The 25,771-nt window shown below is 26.7% G+C and carries 20 protein-coding genes; 5 read left to right on the top strand and 15 right to left on the bottom strand.

Going from position 1 to position 25,771, the window contains the following annotated elements; all coding sequences use genetic code 11:
* Positions 1–107: 107 nt before the first annotated feature.
* Positions 108–1,016 (top strand): cation transporter, encoded by a 909-nt coding sequence (locus tag SFBMNL_RS02700; RefSeq protein WP_042294425.1) that lies wholly within the window; start codon positions 108–110, stop codon positions 1,014–1,016.
* Between the two features lie 34 nt (positions 1,017–1,050).
* Here SFBMNL_RS02700 and rbr read toward each other — a convergent pair whose 3' ends face one another.
* From rbr to SFBMNL_RS02680, 4 genes are all read right to left on the bottom strand, one after another.
* Positions 1,051–1,635, bottom strand: coding sequence for a rubrerythrin (gene rbr / locus SFBMNL_RS02695; protein ID WP_042294422.1), 585 nt, complete (start codon positions 1,633–1,635; stop codon positions 1,051–1,053).
* A 58-nt stretch (positions 1,636–1,693) separates the two neighbouring features.
* A complete protein-coding gene (locus SFBMNL_RS02690) occupies positions 1,694–2,212 on the bottom strand; it encodes a cell division protein ZapA (RefSeq protein ID WP_042294421.1) in 519 nt (172 codons plus the stop codon).
* Between the two features lie 166 nt (positions 2,213–2,378).
* Entirely contained in the window at positions 2,379–8,483 is a 6,105-nt protein-coding gene (locus tag SFBMNL_RS02685) for a DUF4214 domain-containing protein (RefSeq protein WP_042294419.1), read from the bottom strand.
* Positions 8,484–8,506: 23 nt separating this feature from the next.
* The gene (locus SFBMNL_RS02680; RefSeq protein ID WP_042294417.1) at positions 8,507–12,892 is read right to left on the bottom strand and encodes a DUF4214 domain-containing protein; all 4,386 of its coding nucleotides are present in this window, start codon (positions 12,890–12,892) and stop codon (positions 8,507–8,509) included.
* Between the two features lie 116 nt (positions 12,893–13,008).
* On the opposite strand from SFBMNL_RS02680, the gene SFBMNL_RS02675 reads away from it, so the two are divergent.
* Positions 13,009–13,395 (top strand): hypothetical protein, encoded by a 387-nt coding sequence (locus SFBMNL_RS02675; RefSeq protein WP_042294415.1) that lies wholly within the window; start codon positions 13,009–13,011, stop codon positions 13,393–13,395.
* 83 nt (positions 13,396–13,478) lie between these two features.
* Here the strand turns inward: SFBMNL_RS02675 and SFBMNL_RS02670 are convergent, their stop codons facing one another.
* Both SFBMNL_RS02670 and SFBMNL_RS02665 read right to left on the bottom strand, forming a co-directional pair.
* Positions 13,479–13,967 carry a hypothetical protein gene (locus SFBMNL_RS02670; protein WP_007443676.1) on the bottom strand — a complete coding sequence of 163 codons (489 nt, stop codon included), beginning with the start codon at positions 13,965–13,967 and terminating at the stop codon, positions 13,479–13,481.
* 20 nt (positions 13,968–13,987) lie between these two features.
* A complete protein-coding gene (locus tag SFBMNL_RS02665; RefSeq protein WP_005806730.1) occupies positions 13,988–15,097 on the bottom strand; it encodes a tetratricopeptide repeat protein in 1,110 nt (369 codons plus the stop codon).
* 49 nt (positions 15,098–15,146) lie between these two features.
* Between SFBMNL_RS02665 and SFBMNL_RS02660 the strand changes: the two genes are divergently transcribed.
* The gene (locus SFBMNL_RS02660) at positions 15,147–15,731 is read left to right on the top strand and encodes a hypothetical protein (RefSeq protein WP_042294413.1); all 585 of its coding nucleotides are present in this window, start codon (positions 15,147–15,149) and stop codon (positions 15,729–15,731) included.
* Between the two features lie 35 nt (positions 15,732–15,766).
* Here SFBMNL_RS02660 and SFBMNL_RS02655 read toward each other — a convergent pair whose 3' ends face one another.
* The 3 genes from SFBMNL_RS02655 to recJ are packed head-to-tail and all read right to left on the bottom strand — an operon-like array spanning position 15,767 to position 20,335.
* Entirely contained in the window at positions 15,767–16,834 is a 1,068-nt protein-coding gene (locus tag SFBMNL_RS02655) for an undecaprenyldiphospho-muramoylpentapeptide beta-N-acetylglucosaminyltransferase (RefSeq protein WP_005806734.1), read from the bottom strand.
* 47 nt (positions 16,835–16,881) lie between these two features.
* Positions 16,882–18,552 carry a sensor histidine kinase gene (locus SFBMNL_RS02650; RefSeq protein ID WP_014017875.1) on the bottom strand — a complete coding sequence of 557 codons (1,671 nt, stop codon included), beginning with the start codon at positions 18,550–18,552 and terminating at the stop codon, positions 16,882–16,884.
* 10 nt (positions 18,553–18,562) lie between these two features.
* A complete protein-coding gene (gene recJ, locus SFBMNL_RS02645; RefSeq protein WP_005806738.1) occupies positions 18,563–20,335 on the bottom strand; it encodes a single-stranded-DNA-specific exonuclease RecJ in 1,773 nt (590 codons plus the stop codon).
* A gap of 122 nt (positions 20,336–20,457) precedes the next feature.
* On the opposite strand from recJ, the gene SFBMNL_RS02640 reads away from it, so the two are divergent.
* Positions 20,458–20,688: a hypothetical protein gene (locus tag SFBMNL_RS02640; protein ID WP_007439870.1), complete on the top strand. Its 231-nt coding sequence runs from the start codon at positions 20,458–20,460 to the stop codon at positions 20,686–20,688.
* 57 nt (positions 20,689–20,745) lie between these two features.
* Here SFBMNL_RS02640 and SFBMNL_RS02635 read toward each other — a convergent pair whose 3' ends face one another.
* The 4 genes from SFBMNL_RS02635 to SFBMNL_RS02625 form a co-directional block, all read right to left on the bottom strand.
* A complete protein-coding gene (locus SFBMNL_RS02635; RefSeq protein WP_042294409.1) occupies positions 20,746–21,417 on the bottom strand; it encodes a hypothetical protein in 672 nt (223 codons plus the stop codon).
* Between the two features lie 9 nt (positions 21,418–21,426).
* Positions 21,427–21,558: a hypothetical protein gene (locus SFBMNL_RS08525; protein ID WP_005806742.1), complete on the bottom strand. Its 132-nt coding sequence runs from the start codon at positions 21,556–21,558 to the stop codon at positions 21,427–21,429.
* A gap of 233 nt (positions 21,559–21,791) precedes the next feature.
* Entirely contained in the window at positions 21,792–22,343 is a 552-nt protein-coding gene (locus tag SFBMNL_RS02630; RefSeq protein ID WP_042294406.1) for a DUF2815 family protein, read from the bottom strand.
* 198 nt (positions 22,344–22,541) lie between these two features.
* Positions 22,542–23,366, bottom strand: a complete 825-nt coding sequence (locus tag SFBMNL_RS02625) for a hypothetical protein (protein WP_005806745.1) — start codon at positions 23,364–23,366, stop codon at positions 22,542–22,544.
* A gap of 141 nt (positions 23,367–23,507) precedes the next feature.
* On the opposite strand from SFBMNL_RS02625, the gene SFBMNL_RS02620 reads away from it, so the two are divergent.
* Positions 23,508–23,978: a low molecular weight protein-tyrosine-phosphatase gene (locus SFBMNL_RS02620; RefSeq protein ID WP_014518687.1), complete on the top strand. Its 471-nt coding sequence runs from the start codon at positions 23,508–23,510 to the stop codon at positions 23,976–23,978.
* Between the two features lie 13 nt (positions 23,979–23,991).
* Here the strand turns inward: SFBMNL_RS02620 and SFBMNL_RS02615 are convergent, their stop codons facing one another.
* Both SFBMNL_RS02615 and SFBMNL_RS02610 read right to left on the bottom strand, forming a co-directional pair.
* Positions 23,992–25,038, bottom strand: coding sequence for a spore coat protein S (locus SFBMNL_RS02615; RefSeq protein WP_042294404.1), 1,047 nt, complete (start codon positions 25,036–25,038; stop codon positions 23,992–23,994).
* Positions 25,035–25,763, bottom strand: coding sequence for a hypothetical protein (locus tag SFBMNL_RS02610; protein WP_005806751.1), 729 nt, complete (start codon positions 25,761–25,763; stop codon positions 25,035–25,037). Before SFBMNL_RS02610 ends, SFBMNL_RS02615 begins: the two co-directional genes overlap by 4 nt.
* Between the last annotated feature and the right edge of the window lie 8 nt (positions 25,764–25,771).

Raw genomic sequence — 25,771 nt, 5'->3', positions numbered from 1 at the left:
TTTACCACAAAATAAACGCTTATTTTTAATTTTATTTTTGAACACCATAACCCAAATATGTTAAAATAATTATAAGTAGAATTTCTAATAAAAATTAGGGTGATAAAATGGATTTATCAATTGAGCAAAAAGCATTAAAACGTGGAAATATATTAAACTTATTAATGGCTATTATAGGAATTATATTATTTATATTTTCCAAATCAAAAGCAGTATTAATAGACGGATTGTTCTCATTCATACAATTTATTTCAGTCATAATAGCAATAAAAATTTCTAAAGACATCGAAACCTCGAGTAGGAAAAAATATCCTTTGGGTCAATATAGCAAAGAGACTCTTTATGTTTTATTCAAATCAATTCTTATAATAATATTGCTTGTCTCATCTATTTTCTCAAGTATGATAACTATTTCCACATTTATTTCTGATCCAAATCTAATTCCCGAAGTAGATTTAAATTTGATCATTACTAATGGAGCATTAATGACTCTCCTTTGTTTTGCTTTATATTTAATCTATAAGCACTACAACAAAAAAATTGAGAATTGTTCAGAAGTCTTAAAATCTGAAGCAATCGGTGCAAGCATTGATGCAATACTCAGCCTTGGCGCATCTATTGCATTTATTTTATTTAATGTAATTCCATTTCTTAAACCTCTATTCCCAATCTCGGATGCAATTATTGTCATCATTCTAACTATTTTTTTCGCATATCAACCAATACAACTCTTAAAAAATCAAATAAATATCTTAACTTATAAAAGAATTCACTATAAATCTGAACAAGAACTTATGTTATTAATTGAACATAATTATCCAGAAATTAGAATTTATGATATATTTATATCAAAACTTGGTAAATTCACCGAAATATACATCACATTAAGTTTAAACGGCAGATTTTCCATAGATGAATTAGATGAAATTCGGCAAGAATTAAAAAAGATAGTCAATTCAAGGATAACAAATACTCAAATTTTTATCACATTTTCAAATGATTTAAAAAAATTTTAGGAGTATGATAAATTATCATACTCCTAAAATTTAATTAAGCTTGATTAGTATATGGGGTAAAATATCCACGTGGATGACTACAAACAGGACAGTATTCTGGGGCCTCCTCAGATTCATGCACATGACCACAATTTGTACAAAACCATTTTATCTTAGTATTTTTCTTAAACATCATACCACTAGATAAATCATTATATAATTTTATAAATCTATCTGCATGTAATTTTTCAATTTCACTAATTTCTTTAAACTTATAGCTTATATCCATAAAACCTTCTTTAGCTGCTACATCAGCAAATTCTTTATATATACTATCATGTTCCTCTAATTCTCTCTCATGTGAAGCTTTCAAAAAATCTAAAGTTTTATCATACAAATCGACTGGATACTTAGCTCCTTGTAAGGTTATATGTTGACCATTAAGTTCTCTCAAAAATTTATAAAATACATTGGAATGTGCTATCTCTTGTGTAGAAATAATTTTAATTTCCTTCTCAATAACATGAAATCCTTCCCTTTTCGCTAAATTGGCTCCAAAATCATAACGCATATGAGCTTGGCACTCACCCGCAAACGCTCTCATTAAATTCTCTTTAGTTTGACTGTTAGCTAAATTCATCTCAAATACCTCCTATTATCCTTAGTATTTAATAAAATACTTTAAAGTATTGATAATATTAAGATATTTTCCCCTTCAATTTATTTTGTAATTCAAAATTTTCATCTTTAATTTTTCTCACTGTATGTTTAAGGAGCTCTATTTCTTTCTCTAGCTCTTCAATCTCATTGTTATTAGAAAATAAATCTTTATTTCCATCTTTTAAAACAATATTATAGGCTTCTATTTCTTCTTCAAGATTTTCATTCTTTAATTTAATTTCACAATTCTCATTTTCAATATGTATTATTCTTTCTTTAAGTTCATTATTTTCATCAATAAGAGATTGTATTTTAAAATTACAATTTTCAATGCTATTATTTAAATTTTCCTTATCATTTTCTAGTTTATGTAACTGATCACAATAATTTATTGCTAATAAAATTGATGAGGAGTGCAACGTAAGATTCGTATTTAATGCCATCATCTCTTTTATTTTATCATCCACCTCTTTAGCTATGCTATTTAAATACTCCTTTGATTCCTCACCCTTCAACTTATATTCAACGCCATTTACATTAATTGTCACAATATTCATGATCCACCTCCTAGGTTTATTATCAATAATTTATATCTTACTTTATAATTGCACCTGAAGTCTATCTACCATTTTTAACTCAAATTATCATTATTAACTTTACAAAATTAATTATTTCCAAATTTGCCAAAAAATTAACCATCAATTAATATTGATGGTTAATATATTACCATAAGATTCCCATTTTGTTGCACAAATCTTTAAATTCCTGTTCATGTAACATTCTCTCTACTATAGCCTTCTGTGCTTCATAACTATCATTATTTGCTTGAGGTAAATATGTGTTTCTATATTCACCTATCCAATAATTGAGTCCTCCCTCATCATACTCCCTATTAACCACTATCTGATATAAAACCTTTATGAGATCATCATCAGAAAGATTTCTATCAGAGAACTCACGTTCTGAAAACATCAAATTATATAAAACAAATTTACCTGTAATCTCACCTTTTTCAAGAAGTTTCCCTAACCAATAGCTATATCCTTCTTCATCTGGATAACGTTCAAACGCAAACTTATAAATATTTGTTATGAATTCTTCCAAAAGAGTTTCTGGATCTATTTTCACATTTTTAACAATAAAATTAACTTCTTCATCATCTGCTGTAAAGAACGTTATAATTATATTTTTATATTCCTTATTTGGAACTAAATTTAAAACTATAAACTTATTTCTATCTTCATCTATTTCAAGATCTAATCCTTCAGGATCAATATAAAATCCTTTTTCATAATCAAATTCTTCATCTCCAACAATATTTAGTTCTATTTTTCTTCCACTCGATTTACCATTAAACTTAAGTTCTATTCCATCTATTACTTCTTGACTACCTTCCGTACTAAACTCAATTTCTATAGGATTATATCTCATATCAGCAGTAATTAGAGAAAATTTCATCTTATAGTTCCCTTTTTCTAATTTATTAAAGAATATTTGATTCAACTCAGTCAAATCCCCATCTTCTTCATGAGTGTATCTAAAATTTGGCTCTGTTTTATATCCTGACTTATTTGCGTGTTTCAAATAAATATCGAGTTTATCCTCAGGTTCAAATTCTATTCCAGGAGGATAACTCCATTCAACTAATACACCCTCATCTTGCACTTCAACACTAAGTTCAATTGCTGTATATGATATTTCCATAGATGCTTCATAATCTTCAATTAAATATGATACATAAATATCAATATCTGATATACTCTCTTCTGTCTCAAAAGACACAGATCTTATATTATTTAAGTCTTCAGTAAACTCCGCCACAGGATTTGAAAAATCATAATCATCTTCATCCTTATTTTTTATAAATATAGCTAAATTATCATAATCATCTAAAAAATCCAATTCCTCTGTACTTAACTCCCATGTGAGAGACATTCCATCACTGCTTACATCTGCTATCTCCAAATTTTCTATTTCAAAAGTCGTTGTTGTAAATTCTTTAATAATCGGTTCAATATCTGCTTCCAATAAATTCAATTTAACTTTAACTTCATAATCTGTATCAGGTATTAGTGAATATAACTCAACCAAATTTGTATCATATAAGCTCATTTCTTCTGATTGAATAAGTTCAAGATCAGGTTCACTCAAGAAATCTTCTTCATCTTTATACTTAATAAATATTTGAATACTTTCACCATTTACAAGAGTATAGTTATCTGGATATTTCCATTCAACTTGTGTTGTCATCGGATTAATTTCTATAACATCAATACTAAAATCATCAACTTTGCTTACAAAGTCGGTCTCATATTCAAATTCACTACCTCCGATATTTACCACAGCTTTTACAGTATACTCTGCATTCAACTCATCGAAATATGCTGATACAAATCTTTCTTCGTTGAATATATCTCCTCGCATTTCACCATTTGGTGTATCTTGATAATGTGGTTGATCCTTTTTCTTTATAAAAATTTTGCAACTATCCTTATCACTTAAAATAATTTCTTCTGGATTCATCTTGATACCAACTTTTACAACATAATCCAATACATCACCTATAGATACTTCAGCTATACCTTTTACGGTATCTGTTTTGAAACTAAGTTCCACCTCTTCTTTATTTCCTGACCCACCATCTGGCCAAAATACAACTTTAGCATTATACTCTTTATCTGGAGATAATCCAAGTATATCAAGCATAGTTACCTCATTTAAATCAAAATCGCCCTCTTCATTACCATGTTTCCCAGTAAAATTAGGATTAACTCCATAATTTGCTCCTTCTTTTTCCTTTATAAATATATCTAAAATATCGCCTTCCACTATTTCATAGGCCTCTGGATACTCAAGCATAATTTTAACACCTGTTGGCTGTACATCAATTACACTTGAATTCAGTTTTTTAGGCTCTGTTTTTCCTACTAAATCTTTATATACTACCTTTTGAATTCTATCTTTATTAAATGTATAACGTACTCTAAATAAATAATCCTTATTCACATCAAGTCCCTGAACTATGTAGGATTTAAATCTGCTCAATTCAGTTCCAGTTTGCATATTAACAGAACTAATACCTGTAAATTGATCATCTTCACTTGTCGTCCTAGCATTACTTTGAAAATCTAATTCATTCAATCGTTTATATAAAATTTCAACTTTATCACTTGTATTAAATTCTTGATTATTATTATAAAAATCCCAATCAAGTTTAAATGTACTAGAGTCCATAGACTCACCATCTAAACTTAAAATTTGAAAATCAGAAGTAGCCTTAAACCTGAATGATTCTTCCATAGGATAAAAATAATCTGAAGTTAACCTAAGTTTAACTTCATACATATTATCCTTAGTTAAATCAAATTCTTTTTCTCTAAACTCTTCAATCATAACAGTATTTCCATAATCAAAATTCTGAACCTTTGATTCAGATTTTACGTCATTTTCATTACTAAGATTTTTTAAACTTATTTCGACCTTATCACCTCTTAAAATCTCATTTGGATAAGTCCAAGAAAGTTTAATTTTAGTATCATTTATTTCGTCTATCTTGAGTTTTATATAACCAATATCTAATTTAATAGCTGAATAAGCACTAACTTCTTTTTCTCCTAAGGTATAGGTCAATTTTACATCGTAATCCACATTGTATTTAGGTACCATAGAGCCATTAAATGATCTTTTCCCTGCAATATCTCCTCCCATAAAATTAATTCTAATATAATTTTGTGATGGTTCTCCTCTTTCTTTTACAAAAAGTGCCACACTATCATTTGTAGTATAAGGATAACTATCATCTTTTATATCCCATGTTGCTATTATGAAATTACTTATATCATTCGTAACATTAAATTTTTCTATAACAAAATTCTCTGTTTTAAATTCAGTTTCAACAACTTGAGTTATCTCTTCTTTCACTCCTGCAACTGACTTTTCACCAATTTTAAATACTAATTTAGCTTTATATTTGGTATCGATACCTAAATTCTTAATCACATGTTTAACTACATCATTAAGAGCTTTCTCAGATTTATTATAAGTTTTTTCAAGCTTAAATTCTAAATCACTGTGTTTTTTTGTATAAATCCTAACCTCTTCAAAATTACTATCTACATCTACATCCTTTGGATACTTCCAGTTAATATTAGCTGTACACTGAGTAATAGTACTCATATATACTTCAACATCTTGCATATTCACAGTAAAATTTAATACTTTACTCGTATGCCTAACTCCACCTATTGTATATACAATTTTGACACTATAAGATTCATAATAATTTGGTACATCAAATTTAATCCGTTTCATTCTATTTAAATCTTTATCAATAGTTGCCGTCGGTGTTTTGGGAAATGCATTATGAGAAAGTGGTTTAAGAAAAACCTCAACTTTATCACCTTCATAAAATTCTATATCACCAAGATTTATATCCCACTTAAAAGTTATAGATTTACTATTTACGGTTCCATCTTCAGAAATACCCTCAATTTCTTCATTTAAAATTTTAAAAGTACTCGTTACAAATTCAACTTCATCCACATAAGTCATGCCTTCATTTGTTGCAAGTTCAAGCTTTGCCGTATAGTTTACATTCGGGCTCATATTCTTAATCGTGTATGTAGTAACGTCATTGAAATCTACTCCTTGAAAACCATGCACTATTTTTGCATCGGGAACAGCAGGATATCCAGATCCATCTTTTTTGAAATATATACTTAATGCATCTCCATCAGTTATTAGGTAATTATCAGGATATTCCCAGTCAAGCTTTGCTGTTGTACCTGTTATCTCCGATAAATCAAGTTTCATTGTAGAATACTGGAAAGTAGTTTTATATACTTCTCCCTTAGAATTAGATACCTCTGCTATATAATTTTCTCCTTCAATCAAATTTCCATTTAACGCAAATTTAGTTTTTCCTATCCCAAAATTTGAAAAATCATTTCCCGTACTAGTACCATTCATATTAAGTATTCTTAACTTATTTTGACCTTTATCAGTGTTCAAAATTTTTTCATATTTATTATCGATAGTAATTTCAATACTATCCCTCTCATCTGAAAAAGTACCTATAACAACTGGATTAAACAATACAGATAAATCTGTAGATTTAAAATGAAGCAAAGAACTTATTTGATTATAAGTTACCACATATTTCCCTCCAAATACCATTGGGACATCTTTAAAGTCAAATGTCTTCGAACTATTTGAAGTAGATATATGCTCCTTACCGTCATCATCTATAAAGCTCATCTTATCGCCAATAACAATTTTTTGATTCTTTATTTCAAGAGTAAAACTATACTTATCTCCATTTTCATTTGGTTTTACATTTTTTATATTAATATCTAAATCTTTTATTTCAGCAACATCTGCATAAAATCCAAATGGTATATGTGCATATGCCCACTCTGGATACTGACTACTAGATTCAACTTTAAAATTATAACTATTAAACCCTTGCTTCATATCAGTAAATGGTATCTTAAAATTAGCTCCTCTAACATCATGAGTCGGCTCAAGGAATTGTTTTCTATACTCAGGATCTGTAACATCAAATCTGAATTCTCCACCTATTTGATTTTCTAATTTATTATCATAAAGAGTTATATAATGTGCCCTAGGAAGTCCATCCCATGAATGTGGAATAGTATTGTTATCGTCAGTATGATCTAATTTTATTTTATTAATCTTATATCCTGTTGCTTCTTTTTCAGCTGAATGCTTTAAATTTCTCCACATTATAATTCCCTTATCAGACCTAAATGTAAACTGAAATAAATATTCAGCAAGTACAAGTCCAGTACTCTTATCAATAACATAAACCCTCAAATCACTTGGTATTGATGTAGTATAATATTCTTCTGGAACTTTAATTTCTATTACATGTGGTATTTCAGCTGTTACCTCAACTGGAACAAAACCTTTTTTTGGATTATTTAAAATAGCCTTAACCACAACATTAATCCTATCCTCAAATTTTTTACAAATTCCAAGATCTATTGTATGAAAGTAAAAATTTCTGCTTTCAGGATAATATCTAAAATCCATAGCTACAGGTTTAATATTTTCAACTATCGTAGGATTCCCCTTTACTGGACAAGAAATCATTTTATCCCAAATAATACCATCTGCATGGAGTCTAACTATATAATCTTTGTTTGGTCTAAATAAAGAAGCTGCTCTAGAAATAGTATACTTATATCCATTATTTACAACATCATTTTTATTAATATTCATAGGATCTATCTCTGCTCTTGTTAAATCAGAATTTAAAATCTCAAGCTTAAGATTATTTGAATTATCTATTAATTCCCTGCACTCAGAAAAATCAAATATAACATCTTGAGTAACCATTCTACTAGAATCAAACTTCGAAAAAGATAGCTTAGGATTATAAGCTATATTTTTATCTATATACTTAAAAGAATTTATAAATGTTATTGTTTCCTGCGTGTCAGTATCATAAATCTTACTTTCAATTTCATAAATATGACCATTTATCATTTCATCCTTTGATAACCATCTAACTCCATCAGAAGATTCCTCTTTTAAATCTTTCTTCTGCTGTTCAGGATTTGTATTCTTTACACTAAACGATTCAACACTCATTGAAGATGATAATCTTTGACTTAAATCAAATACAATCCCCCCTTCCTCAGGGCTTATCACATAACCTGGTGCAACCATTTCAAGTTGGGTATAATAAGCTTCGGCTTTCTTAAAAAAGCCGAACTTAATTCCCATTTCCCCAAATGGTATCAATTCAAACAAAAATATAAGAGTCATAAGATTAATAATGAATCTCTTCATACATATTTTCATTCCTCTCCTCCATAAATACAAAATTACCAAGCTATTCCCATTTCATCACATAATCTTCCGAACTCAGGTTCATAAGCCATCCTTAAAACTAAAGTTTTCTTCGCTTCATATTTATCACCGCCGAACTCATTTAAATATTCACCATACATATAAATCCAATAATTTAATCCTTCAGTATCATACTGTCTGTTAACTACAATTTGATATAAAGCTTTAATCAAATCTTCATCACTCAGATTTCTATCTGCAAACTCTCTTTCTGCAAACATTAAATTAATAAGAAAATACTTACCTGACAAATTTCCCTCTACTTCAAGTTGATCTTTCCAATAATTGTATCCGTTTTCATCAGGTTCCCTATCAAAAGCAAAATAATAAGAGTTAAATAGAAAATCTTCTAACAAATTATATGGTTCTAATTGAAATTCACCTATATCAAACCTAACTTCATTTCCACTTATATCAGATGTTAAAACAAATACATTAGAGTAAACTTTTTTAGGTACAATTCTATCTATTACTATTACATACGTTCCATCTTCTAATTGGTCATAGTAAGAATTACCACCAATGCTATTTAAAACTTCTGATGAAGTATCAATATCATATTCATCTGGAATACTTATATCTACCCAATTTCCTTTCATTTCACTTACAATATCTAAAACTGGATATTCTGATTCTCCCCCGTCTTCATCTCCAACTTCCTCATATTCATAAGTAATCTCTACAGGAAAAACTTGAGTATTTTTATTGTTAATGCTCAAAATAATCGATGTTCCACTAAGTAAACTATCTAATTCTATATTTTCTAATTTATTTAAATTTTCAGAAGATGAATGTTCTATATTTATAAAATCTTCATAATCTCCCTCTAATCCTTCTCTTGCAAGAACTTTTATAAAATCACCTTTTTCAAATACTAAAGATTCAGGATATTTCACCATCAAATTAGATGTATCCCCTTCAAACTCCGCAAAAAACCCTCCTGCAGAAATCGTTTTCTCTATACTTCCAGATAAAAATTTGTATTCAATCTTAATATCATAACTCTCATAAATATCATCTACTTCAAGTCTTATACTATTTCTTTTATCAATACCATTTTCAATTTTATAAATAATATTAGAATCCGAAAAATCATCATCTTCAAGCTTCCTATATATATTTAAAGAATCCACATATTCATCAAAATCAAGTGTATCTGAAGAAAACTCCCAGCCTATATCAAAAAAATTATTAGACAACGCCTTAAGTGAAATATTTAACATATCAATTTCTTTAGTCTTAAAACTAACTTCCTTTTCTTTCTTCCCTACATCCCCAAAATCTAATAAAATTTTTGCATCATATTCTGTATTTGGATACAAATTTGTCATTTTAATACTTTTAAATGTTTTTACATCCTCGCCCTCTTCTCCATTTTGTTCAACATAATAATCTGGCTCTTCATCATAAGTTCCATCCTTTGTTTTTATAAATATTGCAATACTTTCTCCATCTGTAAAATCATAATTAGAAGGATAATTCCATTTTATATAAGTGGATGTTTCATAAACATCTGTAATTTCGGCATCTAAATCATCTATTTTATTATTAAAATCTATTTCTTTCTCAAGAGTTTTACTTCCACTCCTAAATATAAACTTTACTTTATATTGAGTATCAACTGTATCTAAATAAATAATAACTCCATCACTAATATATAAATCTTCTTCCTGTTGGTTTGCTTCTTCTGGATATTCCTCTCCATCTACTTTATAGAAAATATCCACTTTATCATTAACTCCAAACTCAAATCCCTCTTCAAGCTCCCATCTTACATATGCAACTATGTCAGATACATGATCAATCCTCAAATTAGAAATTTTAATATCTTTAGTAGCTGCATTTTTATCTTCTTGTATCACATTTGATATATGATCCTTAGCGGTGAATTTCGCTCTAAAAGTATACTTAGTTCCAGCATCAAGTCCAGATAAATCAAAAGCTCCCATATTTACTAAATCGAGTTCATTATCTTTATGAACAAATGTGACTAATGGATCTTTACTAAAACTATCATCTCCGGATTCAGATTCACTTTCATCACCACTTACTTTGAAAAATATATCAACTTTATCTCCATTTTTAGGCTTATAATAATTCACAAAATTTAAATTTAATTTTATTTCATTAAAAACATCATCTACTAACTCAAATTTAAAAACATCAAACTTATTATCATAAATTTTTTCCATCTCGTTACATTTAAACTGATTTTCTGAATTTCTAGTAGTAGTAGTAACCCCATCTGTAGTTCCATTTTCCTTCATCTTATACGAAAATTTCAATTTATAAACTCCGAAATCTTCAAACTCTATCTCAAATTTGTTATTTGTTTTAAAATCATTAGTTATTGATGTAGTCTTATTCGATGACCTCTTAAATTCAGGATTTTTACTTTTAGAAGATGAATTCTTCTCCTTTGTATAACTAAGCGATTCAACCTTATCATTAAAATCATAATCATAAGGTGCATACTCAACACTTGTCTCAACCTTTTTCTCATTTATCTTCTTAAAAACCACATCAACAATTTGAAGTGAATCCTTTTCCATTGACACTCTATAAAACTTCTCTTGGAACAAAGCCCCATCTTTTGTTACAACGATTTTAAAATCATATTGCTTTTTCTCCTCTTGCGTGGAACTTGAATCATCTTGACCTCCTCCACTACTGTTAACTTGATCTCCTTCATCCTGACTTCCCTCTCTTGATCCCGAAGCTCCATTAACAACAGATGAAATATTTTCAATCTTCAATTTTCGCTCTATTTTGTTCTCAGTTACATCTTCTCCCTCTCTTGATGAAACTTCCATATCATTTAACTCCTCATCGTTAAATGTTATAGACTTATAAGCCTCATCTTTTTCACCATATTTTTTAACAAAAATTTCTATTCTATCATTCTCATTTTTTTCAAACCTAGTTTTATTTTGATCAAAATTAAATTTAAATTCCAAACTTTCATCACTTAACACCTTTACTCCAAAATCAATTTTAGGTAAAGAAACAGTATGAGTTAAATATTTAGAAAGCTGTTTACCCCCAATAGTATAAATTAACTTGATATCATATTTTGTATCATACTTAGGAAACGTAATATCCAACTCTTTTTTTGTCAATAATTCATCTACACTTAAAGTACTGTCTTTTAAAATATCCTCTGAATAGTTATCTTTTGAGCTCTCTTTTATGTAAACTTTCAAATTATCTCCTTCAGAAAATGAAATATCCTCACCATCAAAATTCCAACTAAGCTTTGAGATATTTTCATTTCCATCAGTAAAAACTAAATCCTTTATATCAAATTTTTTCGTTTCAAACTCACATCTATTCTCATCCATAGCTAGCATATCTTTTCCAAATTCATTAAAACTTTCAACAACAAGTTGAACTTTAACATAATATTTTGTCGAAAACTTAAGTTTATTAAATACATATTCTTTATTTTTAATAATCTCTTCCTTACCATCAAATGAAACAATCGGATCTTTACTATAATCAAGATTCCTATCTTCTTTAATGTAGATATTAACTTTACTATTTTCAGTTAACATTTCCTCATTCAGATAATTCAAAGTAAGCTTAGCCGATGAAGATTTTATATCTTGTATTTCAGGAATTGCTCCCCCACTTTTTAAATCACAGTAAAAGAAATCACTATAAATTACATTTCCTTTCAAGCGATACGCTATTTTGAAATCATACATTTCTTCAAACACAGGGAGAGAAAATTCTGCACTCTTAACATCTTTATCTGATGAAAAAATTGGCTTTTTCGAAAAATCATTGTCACTTAATTTCTTTAAAAATATCTCAACCTTATCATTTTCTCCAAAATCTACTGTTTCAGGATTTGTTTTCCAATTAACCTTCAATAGCTTATTTCTAACTACTCCCTCCTCTGCTCCCTCTATTTGAATATCAAATATTTCAAAATCAGATGTTTCAAAACTTTCCTCAACAGAATAATAATCCCCTTGTATTTTGCTTAATTCTAATTTCAACTGATACTTTGTTGAATGTATTAGTGAATTAATTTCAAAACTTGTAATCTCTGATAAATCTGCCTCATCTTTACCATGAATGACAGAAAATATAGGAGTTTCTCCTTGACTTCCATTCTCTTCATTAATCAAAATCAAACTTATGTAATCTCCAAATGTAAATTCAATGTCTTCCGGATATACCCAACTAAATTTAGCTGAATTGAAATTCACATTATCAATCTTTAATTCCAAATCATATGCTCTCGATTGTTTAACTACTTTATTTTTAGAATATGCACTAGAAAATCCCAAGCAATTTACCACAAACAAGAGTAAAAATATTGAATTTAAAATTTTTAAAGCTCCATTATTCAAATTAATTCCTTCCTTTCCTAAATTCTTAAAATAATTGTTAAATCGTAAAACTGTTTGAAATTTTTCCTATTTTTGTGCAATACTAAATCCAAAGTACTTAAAAGGAGAGTTCAATAATGAAATCACGACGCTTAATATTAGGGACATTTATTGTAACACTTACTCTTTTCTTAACTTCATGTTCTAATGCTCCTAAAACAAAAAGAACAATAATTGGTGAAATAGAACCAAATTCCCAAATAACACAAGATTTTTCAAAGTTTTCTGGCACTGAATCCTATAAATTCACAATTTCAAAAGAATCTACTCTAAAATCTTCATTAAAACTTAGAACAGGTAAAACATATATAACTGTTGTAGATGAAGATGGTAAAGAATATTTACATATAAGTTCTTCTTCAGAAGAAGAAGTTACTCTTAAACCTAACAGTGAAAAAATATACTACATAGATTTAAAATACGATAATGGTATTGGTACATACTCATTTGAACTTAATAATTAAAATCTTTAATATTTTTTAAAATTAAATAAATTAATATTCATTTTTTATAAAAAAAACTTTTGGCAAATACTTGCCAAAAGTTTTTAAAATAATTTATATTTAAATAACTTTGATAAAAACGTTCCTTTTTGTTCCTCTATATTTTTTAAAGGGCTAATTCCATTTTTTAAATCATTAACAAGATTATAAAACTTTCTATATTTAAATGATTGATTATCAAAAAGTTCTACTTCACCAATCTCAGATATTGTTATTACCATCTTACCATAATAAGATCCATTAACATGCTTAAGTTTTTTATTTAAGTTTCTAAATTTAGAACTAATATCATATGTAAAAAACTTTATATTAGAAATGTATTTTAAATTTCTTGTGTTAACAAAGGATTCATAGCTAATAACTAATTCATCCAATCCTATAATGTATTTTTCATTGCCATTTTTATCTAAAAGAGTTATTCCTTGCTCATATAAACAGATTGTACCTTCTCCAACAAGAAATGGTATATTAAAAATAGCACTAATCATCGAAATCTTAGATCCCAATATATTATGTTCATACAATGTAGTCAACTTGATACCTCCAATTTCAACTATCTTTTAAAATAAAATACTTTATTTATTCTATCACAGAAATTATCTATTTTACTCCCATCATTTGTTATTTTAAATCTTTCAAGTACACATACCATTTTGAAACTAGATATAAATATAACAAACAACATAATAATAACTAAAACTTTAATAAAAGGAACATTTAATATATAAAATAAACTCGTTATCAAAAGAATCCATATTCTCTTTAAATCAAAACACATTTTTAAAGAATTTCTTGCATTATCAATATGCTCCTTAAAATATAAATCGCTACTATCAAAATCCATAGCCTTATCTATACACGCAATAACATTATAAGTATCATTCTTATCTATGTTATAAAGATATCCATCCTTTGATTTATAAGAATAATTAATACCCTTCAAAAAATATATAATTGAAATTATTCTATTGACATTTTTATACTGTTCAGTATCAGACATAAATTCTTTAAAAATACTAATTGCACTATCATACTGATTGTTGTGTAATAAAATATAAGCATGGGATTCAAGTATATATCTGCTTTCACAATCTAATTTTAATGCATACGAAATATATTTATTAGCATTTTCTAAATCCCCTATATCTATATATACATTAGCTAAATAATAATAATATTTAACTTCTGATTCATTTAACAATATAGATCGTTTATAATAGAATACACTTTCTTCTTTATCACCATTTAAGTCATGACATAAAGCTATTAAAAACCATATTAAATCCTTTTTTTGATATATTTCTCCTATTTTATTTCCAAGTTCTATTGCTTTTTCATAATTTCCATCGTAAATTATCTTTCTAAGGTTATATGTTAATTCTTTAAAATCACTTTGAAAATTTAAATCTATAGTTGAATTATCCTCTTTAAACTGCTCAATGCAATTAAAATTATTATTTTTTATATCTTCTAAGTATTGTTTACCTAATTTATGATCATAAAATTCATCTTCTTCAAGAATAGTAATTAATTGTTGTAAATTATATAGCTTGTACTCCAAATCAGGTGCATTTAATCTACTTATTAACCTTATTTGTAATAATCTTAAATTAATTAATTTTCTATCAGTATAATTCTTTAATTTTTTGTTATTCTTTTTCATAAGATCACCTTTTAATTTTAAAATAATCTAATATAAAGGACGGAGTAATGTGAAAATTACAAGTAAAAATATATTATTAAAATTTTGTTGTGTAATACTAATTTCTATAGTCTTAGGTTTTGCTATCCTATTTTCCCTATCAATATCTAAAGATAGTGAAATCACATTTCAAAATTTTATTAATTCATATACCTCAAAAGATATTGAACAAGCCAATAAATATTTATTAAATATCTCTATACCAAATATAAATCATGTGTTTGATAATGTATTAAGTCAATCAGACAATGAGAGTAAAATGGAAATAATTAGCGAAATACAAAATATGATGTTCAACATAGATTACGAAATATTATCCTCAAAAACATTTTTTAACTCATCAACACTTAAAATAAGATTTACATATTACGATATAGCTAAGCACATAATAAACTTTTTTAAAAATGATCCATCTTTTCCAGATGATGAAAATAAATACGAAATTTTTTTAGAATCGTTAAAATCTACAAAATATAAATTTTCCAGCATATTAGATATACAATTATCTAAAAAAAATAATCAGTGGTATATAATAGTTTCAGACAAACTTTTAAATATATTGACATCTGGTATCTATAAAAATTTTATAACATAAAAGGAGAATTCAACTTAAAATTGAATTCTCCTTTCTTATTTTGAATATTTAACTATAACATTAATTATATTTTTAATTGGATTATCAGAATTTATATTCATATTGTTTATATACATCTCTCTATTATCATAAACCTTATTAATTAAATTATTTAATTCATCAAAACTCTTTATATCTTCTTCCTCTATAAATTCACTAAATCCCCTGTCAAAAAAAGACTTTGCATTTAAAATTTGATCTCCTCTACTAGCTCGTCTTGATAATGGAATCAGTATGTTAGGTTTTCTTAACGCAAGTATTTCATATATACTATTTGATCCCGCTCTTGATATTATTAAGCTACTTATTTTAAATAAATGAGGTAATTCAGATTTAATATATTCATTTTGAATATATCCTTCCTTATTATCTAAACTGTTATCTAGATTATTTTTGCCACAAATGTGAATTATATTAAATTTAACCAAAAGTCTATCCAAATTCTTACGTATTAAATTATTTATAAAAGTAGAACCTTGACTTCCTCCCATTACAAGTATAATAGGCTTATTATTCTTAAATTTACAAATTTCTTTCCCCTTTATTTCACTTCCTAAAAATAGTTCTTTCCGTATTGGAGTACCTGTAAGCTCAATTTTTTTACTTCCAATATATCTCTCCGTTTCTGGAAAAGTCGTACATATAGTTTTTATAAAAGGCATAGCAATTTTATTTGCAAGTCCTGGAGTGATATCTGACTCATGAGAAACAATAGGAATTTTATTTATAAATGCCCCTAATATTACAGGTATAGCAACAAATCCACCTTTTGAAAATACAATATCAGGTTTTTCATCTCTCATTATTTTAACTGCCTCAAAAACACCCTTAACTATTCTAAAGGGATCTTTAAAATTATTCATGTCAAAATAACGTCTGAGCTTACCCGTACTTATACCATAATACTTAATTTTATGTGCCTGTATTAGCTCTTTTTCTATCCCAGTCCTGCTTCCAATATAAACAATATCATATCCAATTTCCTTTAATTTAGGTATTATTGCAATATTTGGAATAACATGGCCTGCCGTCCCACCACCAGTTAATATAATCTTCTTACTCATCTAGAATACCCTCTTTATATTAAAATAAATTCTAATTTAATCTTAGTTTAAGGATAAATATCAGAAAAATGAATATCTACTTTAACATCAATCTCATCATTTATCAATATATCCTCCTCAATTGTATCAAAATTATTGTCTACAATAGATCTATCAAATGTTAAAATAAATTCTGTCCCAATTCCAATATCACTATTAACAACAATTTTACCTTTCAAAATGTCTACAAATCTCTTAACTATAGATAATCCTATTCCACTTCCCTCTGCACCACGACTTAAAACAGAGTTAACCTGACTAAATTTATCAAAAACACCATCTAATTTATCTTTAGGTATTCCTATCCCTTGATCTCTTACTTTCAATACAAAATTATCACTATTTATAATCAAATTAACATAAACCATCTTATTATTTGGAGTAAATTTAATTGCATTAGATAATAAATTAAGTAAAATTTTCTCGTACATATCCTTATCAAAAAATAAATATTCTTCCTCTACATTTGGTTCAAATATAACCTTTATGTTCTTTTTATGATTAGCATGCAAATTTATCGATGTAACTATGTCTTCTGTTATAATTACTATATCAAAATAACTCATAACAGGTAACATATAACCAGATTCAGCTCTCGATAAATCCAAAATATTATTGATGAGTTTTAACAATCTTGAGCTATTTTTATTCATCATACTCAAATATTTTTTCATGCCCATCGTCAGTTCGTTTTTACACAAATTTTCAAGTGCCTGAAGAGATGATTTTATTAAAGTAATAGGTGTTCTTAATTCATGAGATACCATATTAAAAAAATCATCCTTCAACAACTCTTGAATTTTAAGCTGAGTTATATCTGAAAATGTAATTATATTATGATATTTAAGCTTAGAATTTTCATGATAATCTATCGTGTTCAGTGTTATTTGAAAATATTTTTCAATATTATATTCAATATTCTTAAATAAAAATTGCCCCGTCCGCTTTTCATTCTTACATTTAATATTTTTCAAAAATTCTCTAATATCAATAAAATTATTTCCTATAGATTCAACCTTATAATTATCCAAAAATTTTAAAGATAAAAATTCTCTTGCTGTAAAATCAAAAGTGTTTTTATAGACATCATTACAGTAAATTTCAGAAAACATATTATCTACTACTATGATTCCTTCATGCAAATTGTTAATTATATTATTTATATGTATAAATTGATTATGTTTCTTTTTATTCAATCTATGCTTTATATCAATGAGACCCTTCATATCAACAATATAATTTCTCATCGCTTCATTATTTTTACTTAAATCATTATAAGCCATATAAATGTCCGTTATATCCGTCAATATGTAAATATTTCCTATTATTTCCCTACCATATAACTTATGTTCATAAATCCCAAGCTTAAAAAATAATTCTTTACGCTTAAAAACTCTCTTAAAAACAACAGTCTTCATATCATAGTTCAATATATTCCTTGGCATTTTGCTCGTTAAATCAAAATTTTTCCCATCAATAAATTCATCATATATTCTTACTTCAAACGCACTAATAAAATCAATTATACTTTTATCTCTTAAAAAATCCTTATCAAATGAAAATGATTCATAGGCCCTTTTATTATACGATCTAATGATATTGTTAAGATCTGTAACCAAAACAATATCGTTAAACGAATTAATAATGTCAATCTGCTTATCAAGCTCATATATTTCCATAAAATCACCTTTAAAATCTATACTTTAATAAAAAATACTTTATCGTCTCACTAAAATTATAATTATCTATCTTAACTTCATATAAAACATCAATAAAAAATTGACTGTTCATATTACATCTTCCAGAATATAGTTTCTCGAGATCAACTCTTGAATAATAATTACTAAATGATTTATCAAATTCATCAGCATATCCAAAATAAACAAAATCAAAAATTTTGTTATCCCTCGAAATTAATTTCATAGAAATATAATTCCTATTTTTACCAATTCTTTTGATGGAATATAATCTTAACCTTTTATCACCAATAATTGGTTTTGGATTTGATTTTCCAAATGGCTCAAGTTTGTCCAAATCTCTGACAAAATCATAATCTATATCCTGAATTGGACAAAAGATATCAATATACACAGTATTTAAATACTTCTCCTTATCAATTCTATTTGATGAATTCAATCTATCTCTAAATAAATTTATATTTTCTTCTCTAATAGATAATCCTGCAGCCATAGGATGACCTCCAAATGTCTCAAGTATATCTCGATTTTCAGAAATTAAATCAAAAATATTTATTCCCTCAATTGACCTAGCCGATCCTTTACAAATTTCCTCACCTTTTGTTAAAACAATTGTAGGCTTATAAAACCTTTCCTTAATCCTTCCAGCAATTATACCCGCTATGCTTTCATGAATATTTTCATTATAAACAACAATTATATCTGAATTGAAGTATCCTTCATCCATAACTATATTTAAACACTCAATAAAACCATCCAAAGTCATAGACTTCCTTCTATCGTTTAAATCCTTTATTTCTGATGCGAGTTCATAAACCTTATCATTGTCATCACACAATAATAAATCTAGTCCCTTCATACCACTCTCAAGCCTTCCAAGTGCATTCAAACAAGGACCAATTATATAACCTATCTCATACGAAGAAATATTTTCTCTTGATATAGAATTTATATCAATTATAGCATTCAAGCCAATATTATTTGTTGATCTTAATAACTCAATACCCTTCTTTGCTAAAAATCTATTTTCATCTTCCAAATCAACAACATCACAAATAGTTGCAATAGCAGTTACCTCTATCAAATCATCTATCTTATATTCTAACCCAAACTTCTTATATAGCTCAGAACAAAGCTTAAAACAAATACCAGCTCCACAAAGTTTTTTAAACTTATATGCACACTCATCTTGCTTTGGATTTAAAATCGCATCAGCATCAGGCAAAACCCTATCACAATTTCCATCTTCACCGTGTATAATTTGAATATCATGATGATCCGTAACAATTACAATTAAATCATTCTCTTTTGCAAACTTTATAACATCAATAGCAGCTATACCATTATCACACGTTATTAAAACCTTAACTCCATCATTTTTAGCCTCACTAACTATCTTTTTATTTATTCCATAACCGTCTTTAACCCTATCAGGTATTACAAAATCAGCATCAATTCCAATATTCTTAAAAGTTGTATATAATATGTAGACACTAATTATACCATCAACATCATAATCGCCAACAATTCTTATCTTATCTCCACTTTCAATTAATGAAATCAAAATATCAATAACCTTTTGAAAATCTTTTAATTCAAATGGATCATTTAATAAAACCTCACTCGGATACATATAACTTCTCATATCATCAAAATTTTTAAAATCTCTATTAATGAGTATCTTTAAAAGCTTGCTAGATACTTCAAGCTTTTCTATCCCTTCTATTAAGGTATTTCTATTTCTCAAAATCCACCGCTCTAACATACATTCCTCCTATTAAAACCATACTGCAATTCTACCACACAAACTAATTTTTTTAAAATATGTTGAATAATTTCTAATTTACTTGAAATAATTAAATTATGTATAAATTAGGAGGTGTTATTATGTTCGACTCAATCGACGATTTATTAAATTACATAAGATCTAATGATACAGACTTATCAGTTACCTATGATATTTCAAGTGGAAATCTATTAGTTATGAACAATGTAACAAATCAAATTTTATTTAACCAATCTTTAAATTACGAAATTGGAGAATTCAAAACATCAATAGAACCATTATTCACTCATTTAAATTGTGATGTTGTTTATGTAAAAGATACACTCACATAAAAAAAGAAAGCTTTATTATAAAGCTTTCTTAAAATACCATCATATCTAAATAATTTCTTATCCAAGTTCATAAAAACTTGCTAGTTCATCATTCTCTAATTGTTCCATATATTTATTCCTTAACTCTTCAGCTAGTGAATCATTCCCCGCATATTCTGCTTCTAATATTTGTTTATCTAATTTTCCAGTCTCTTCACTGTAATATCCATCTTTTACCCATAAATCAATTGCGTATAAAGTATAATCTTTAACAATTTCTGCTTGTACTGATTCAGAATCAATGTTTTGTGTAAACCTATCAGCTTTAGCTTGATCTATATATCCTTCACTCAATAGATGATCCACAGCATCTTGATAATACGTATCATCATAAAGATCAAAAACCACTCCATCTTTTTCTAATTGTTCCATATATTTATTATTTAACTCTTCAACTAGTGCATCATTCTCTACATATTGTGCTTCTATTAACTGCTTCTCTAATTCCCCAGCTTCCGCACTATAATATACTTCTTTTACATATGAATCAACTGCATATAAATTATACTCTTTAATAATTTCCGCTTGTACTGATTCAGAATTAATATTTTGTATAAACCTATCAGCTTTAGCTTGATCTATATATCCTGCATCTAGCAATTCTTTTATAATCTCAGAGTAAGTAGACTCATCATATTCATAATAACCTTCATATTCATAATAATCTCCGTCTACACTATCAAAGTCCATATAAACTTCTTATAAATTTTGTTGTTGTGTATTGTCTGTTGTTGCCATTGATTTTATACTTCCTACTCCAATTGTTAACAATGCCCCTAAAACCACCGCTGATACTATCTTCTTAATCTTATCTTTTAACATATTAATCATCTACTAAAAATTATTTATATATTGTTTTGCTTGTTCTATTTAATGTTTTAATTATATACAAATATAAAATTTTGAAATAGTATCTTTTAATGAGAAATCATTAAATTAATTGTATCTTTTCCTATAAAAAATATAGAGCAAATGCTCTGCATTTGCCCTATAGAACTCTATAACAAACAAGTTTCAAACTTCTATGAAACAAAATACTTTATATCTAAATTTATATAATTTCACTAAACCATAAAACCTTCTAAATTTTCTAATTTTATAGCCTCTATAGATATCATATCTTCTTTTACAGTCGATTTATCATCTAGTAAATCTCCATTTTCAATCTTGACAATATTATTAATCCTACACGCTATACCTTTATTCTTATCTGTATTAAAAGCATAAAAATTAATTGATGCATATCCATAACAACCATTATAAAAATCTTCCTTATTATTAATTTGATTGTTAAATTCATCTAATATAAATGGCTTATTAGCACTACTAGCATACATAAAATAACATCCTTCGTAAACCTCATCTGATCTTTCAATATCGCCATCTCTTAATGGCATTTTAAGATCTAAATCCATATTGTAATTTAAAATACTTATCCCTATTTCCTTTGCATTTTTCATAGCCTGTCTAATATCATTCAGTGTCCTTTCATCTGATTTTGGTATTAATAAACATACTGAATATTCAGGATTACTATTAATAATTCTAGGTTCCCATAAATACACACAATTAAAACGAACTTTTCCTGTGACTACCTCTGTACTCAAATTGTCCATAATATCAATCTCTCCTAAATAAATCATTCATTAAATACATTATTTTTAAAAAACTTCAATCAATTTTACATTATTTAAAATAAATTATTTCTAGAACATTATTAAAATTATATTAAACCAAGAATTCAATATTAAATGAAAAATATCCTTTAAAAAATAATAAGACACAAGAATTAGGTCTTGCGTCAAAAATTACAATTATATAAAATTATATAAGCTAGCGGCCTCAAGTTTTTTCCTTATTTCTCTATAAAATACACTTGCTATTATTATTACAAAATCATCCTTTATTTTTTTAACTCCCTTTATAGTATGAATTATCTTTCCCATATGAAAAAGTCCTTGTTTAAATACATTCTCTTCCATAAAACATATGATTTTATTTTCATCTATAAATGGTTTAACACATAAATCAAAATAATCATCTATTCCATATATAACAACATTTTTATTGTATATTCTCTTAATCGTATTACACTCAATCAAGAAAATCCCATATTTATTTCCATATCTATCATTTAAAATGATATTGTTAACAACATCATATCCATTAAAATCCTCTTTTTTCCAGATACTAACTTGTCTTTCATCTGGTGTGTATTGATCATTATGTTTTCCAAGTTTAACATAAACCAATATAAATCTCGATATCTCCATCGCACTACTTAACATTCTAATACTTTCTTCTCTTGACCTATATTCCAATACATTTGAAAAAATTGTTAAATCATATAGTGCTAAATGGTTTTTAAAGAATCCCTCTAAATCTTGCCTATATATATTATCATAAAAGATATCATGATAGGTTTGTATACAAGAACTAGTGATATTTTCTATTCCGTCTATCTTAATATTCCATAAGTCAGGCCTTCGAACCTTTCCTATATTGTCTCTCTCTAATAATTCTCTACACAAAATGCCCCAACGTCCAAATCCAACATTAACGTCTAATATCTTTACGGGATTCACTTTCCTAATTATTTCTAAAACATCTGTTATGTTTAAGTGTGAATATATGTACATTCTTCTTATTTCACCCCTACTGATTATTATCTTAATAGTTAGTATTTGAGTCTATACTTAATTTTATACGAAATATACCAATAAAAACAACATCTATTTATAATTATATTATGATATAATCTTAAGAAAATTATATTTGAGGTGATTACTTTGGTCAATGTTTTATTCATATGTTTAGGTAATATTTGTAGATCTCCAATGAGTGAGGCCTATATGCGACATATCATCAAAAAAAATAATCTTAGTGATAAAATCAACGTATCATCTAGGGCTACATCTGGATACAATGTGGGAAATCCTCCTCATCATGGTACTCAAACGATCCTTAAAAAATTAAACATAGACTTTTCAAACATTGTATCTGAGAAACTTACAGAAAAAGATTTAAATACAAACGATTATATAATTGTTATGGATGATTCAAATATGAATGATGTCATGAACATAAATCCTAATATAAAAGTGTATAAATTAACAGATTTTATTGAAAATACATCACATAAATTTATTCCTGATCCTTATTATACAAGAAATTTTGATTTAACATTTGAACTCGTTAAAGCTGGATGCGATTCTCTATTAAAACACATTATAAATAACAACAAACTATAAAAAAACCTTCACACTAAGTGAAGGATAATATATTTATAAAATCGTTAATATTTTGTTTATACATATAAATTTCTGATATCTTACTATCTAAATCAACTTTTCTACCACTATAATGAATATTTTTGTATTGAGTATTAAACCATTTAAACATGCGATTATTAAGTCTAATATAATTAAATAACATCTCTATATGTTCATTAATATTTCCTTCAAAGTTACTCAAAAAATTTATAATAAATGTTTTAAACTCATCCATATTAATATTGAATATTGCCTTCTCAGATAAAATACCTATGTCCTTAATAAATAAATCAATAGATGCATTATAAAAATTTATAATATAACTTCTATCATTATTAAATATAAAAGACTTATTCGATAAATTTCCATTTATAAATCTTATATTTTTATGGTTACTAACGTAATTTTTAAACTTAGAGCTAGTGAAAAACTTTCTAATTTTTATTAGCTCATCCTTCATGTAAGTTTTATTTTCAAGAAATAAATCATCAAACCTATCCTTATTGTACTTATGCAAAATGAAAATTTCTATGTTTTGTATGTTTAAAAGATATTCATCTATTTCTTTTACCTCATCACCTATGGTCAGTAACTTTACATCTTCTTTTAAATTAAAATTATACAAATCTTTAAGAATATCCTGAGATCCATTGTAAAAATTAATTAAAATATCTTTGATAGAATTAATATTAAAATCTAGCCACTTAATATATTCCCCGTTGGGATAATTAAATACAACATAATAATGCCCTGTGGACTTATCTATAAAATATTTATTACCCATAAAAAAATGCATACCTTGAATTGATCTATTTATGGAATTTATATTCTGTAAAACATCAAATATCTGAATATATTTTTCTACATCCCTCTCCAAAATTTTAAATATCAAATAATTATTTCCATTTTGATCAATTATAAAAAATCCATTTTTATACGGGTAACATTCATTCACATCTATTCCTATAACACTATTTAAAAAATCATAAGACAAATTATATTCATTTAAATCCAAAATATCTATATCTTGATTAATCATACAAGACTCTCTCCATCCTTAATTAAGACGTCACCAAAATCACACTCTCTAGAATAATCAGATAATTCACGCCCTAAATCTCTATATCTTGATATAACTTTTACAAATTCATATGGAAAACTCGTGCAAGCCAAAATAAAATTATAACTATTAATCCCAAAATTCTCTTTGCTACAAACATAAGAACACATTTTAATAAATTCAATGTTTCTATTTGATCTTTTCAATCTGGTAAAAAACTTCACATAATCATACTCTAAAATATTTTCACAAAAATTATTAATATTTCTTACATATATTTTAGAATCTGAATCAACACAAAAATCATTAATATTCACATTATAAACGCAAATTTCTTTATTTCTTATACTTCTTAATATCATGTTTTCATAATTATTTTCATGTATTATATCTAATATTTTCCTTATTCTATATAATATCTTTTCACCAAATCGTGCTACATTTTCTTCAAATTCATTTCTTGAATTAAATCTATATCTCTCAATATCTTGACTTAAAAACATTTCTGAAATCTTAAAATTTTCTACCATCTTATTAATCAAATTAGTTAAAGGTATTGGACATCCCCTCAAACGTCCATGTAAATCAGAAAGTATATTAATATGCTCAAAAATACCTCCTTCCGTGTAATCCTTCACTCTATTTTTTTGAAATTCTTCAAACTCATATATTTTTTTTGAGATAGCAAAACTTTTCAAACTCATAAGAACTC

The sequence above is a fragment of the Candidatus Arthromitus sp. SFB-mouse-NL genome, assembly GCF_000709435.1.
Classification (GTDB): domain Bacteria; phylum Bacillota; class Clostridia; order Clostridiales; family Clostridiaceae; genus Dwaynesavagella.
The sequence above is the reverse complement of the archived record's forward strand: the minus strand, read 5'-3'. Positions and strand labels throughout refer to the sequence as shown.

Excerpts from the sequence above, each read along its gene's own strand:
- recJ (WP_005806738.1), bottom strand. The coding sequence starts at position 20,335 with ATGTTAGAGCGGTGGATTTTGAGAAATAGAAATACCTTAATAGAAGGG.
- SFBMNL_RS02685 (WP_042294419.1), bottom strand. The coding sequence starts at position 8,483 with ATGAAAATATGTATGAAGAGATTCATTATTAATCTTATGACTCTTATA.
- SFBMNL_RS02650 (WP_014017875.1), bottom strand. The coding sequence starts at position 18,552 with ATGGAAATATATGAGCTTGATAAGCAGATTGACATTATTAATTCGTTT.
- SFBMNL_RS02700 (WP_042294425.1), top strand. The coding sequence starts at position 108 with ATGGATTTATCAATTGAGCAAAAAGCATTAAAACGTGGAAATATATTA.
- SFBMNL_RS02690 (WP_042294421.1), bottom strand. The coding sequence starts at position 2,212 with ATGAATATTGTGACAATTAATGTAAATGGCGTTGAATATAAGTTGAAG.
- SFBMNL_RS02635 (WP_042294409.1), bottom strand. The coding sequence starts at position 21,417 with ATGGACTTTGATAGTGTAGACGGAGATTATTATGAATATGAAGGTTAT.
- SFBMNL_RS02640 (WP_007439870.1), top strand. The coding sequence starts at position 20,458 with ATGTTCGACTCAATCGACGATTTATTAAATTACATAAGATCTAATGAT.
- SFBMNL_RS02615 (WP_042294404.1), bottom strand. The coding sequence starts at position 25,038 with ATGATTAATCAAGATATAGATATTTTGGATTTAAATGAATATAATTTG.
- rbr (WP_042294422.1), bottom strand. The coding sequence starts at position 1,635 with ATGAATTTAGCTAACAGTCAAACTAAAGAGAATTTAATGAGAGCGTTT.
- SFBMNL_RS02665 (WP_005806730.1), bottom strand. The coding sequence starts at position 15,097 with ATGAAAAAGAATAACAAAAAATTAAAGAATTATACTGATAGAAAATTA.
- SFBMNL_RS02630 (WP_042294406.1), bottom strand. The coding sequence starts at position 22,343 with ATGGACAATTTGAGTACAGAGGTAGTCACAGGAAAAGTTCGTTTTAAT.
- SFBMNL_RS08525 (WP_005806742.1), bottom strand. The coding sequence starts at position 21,558 with ATGATTAATATGTTAAAAGATAAGATTAAGAAGATAGTATCAGCGGTG.
- SFBMNL_RS02675 (WP_042294415.1), top strand. The coding sequence starts at position 13,009 with ATGAAATCACGACGCTTAATATTAGGGACATTTATTGTAACACTTACT.
- SFBMNL_RS02655 (WP_005806734.1), bottom strand. The coding sequence starts at position 16,834 with ATGAGTAAGAAGATTATATTAACTGGTGGTGGGACGGCAGGCCATGTT.
- SFBMNL_RS02625 (WP_005806745.1), bottom strand. The coding sequence starts at position 23,366 with ATGTACATATATTCACACTTAAACATAACAGATGTTTTAGAAATAATT.
- SFBMNL_RS02610 (WP_005806751.1), bottom strand. The coding sequence starts at position 25,763 with ATGAGTTTGAAAAGTTTTGCTATCTCAAAAAAAATATATGAGTTTGAA.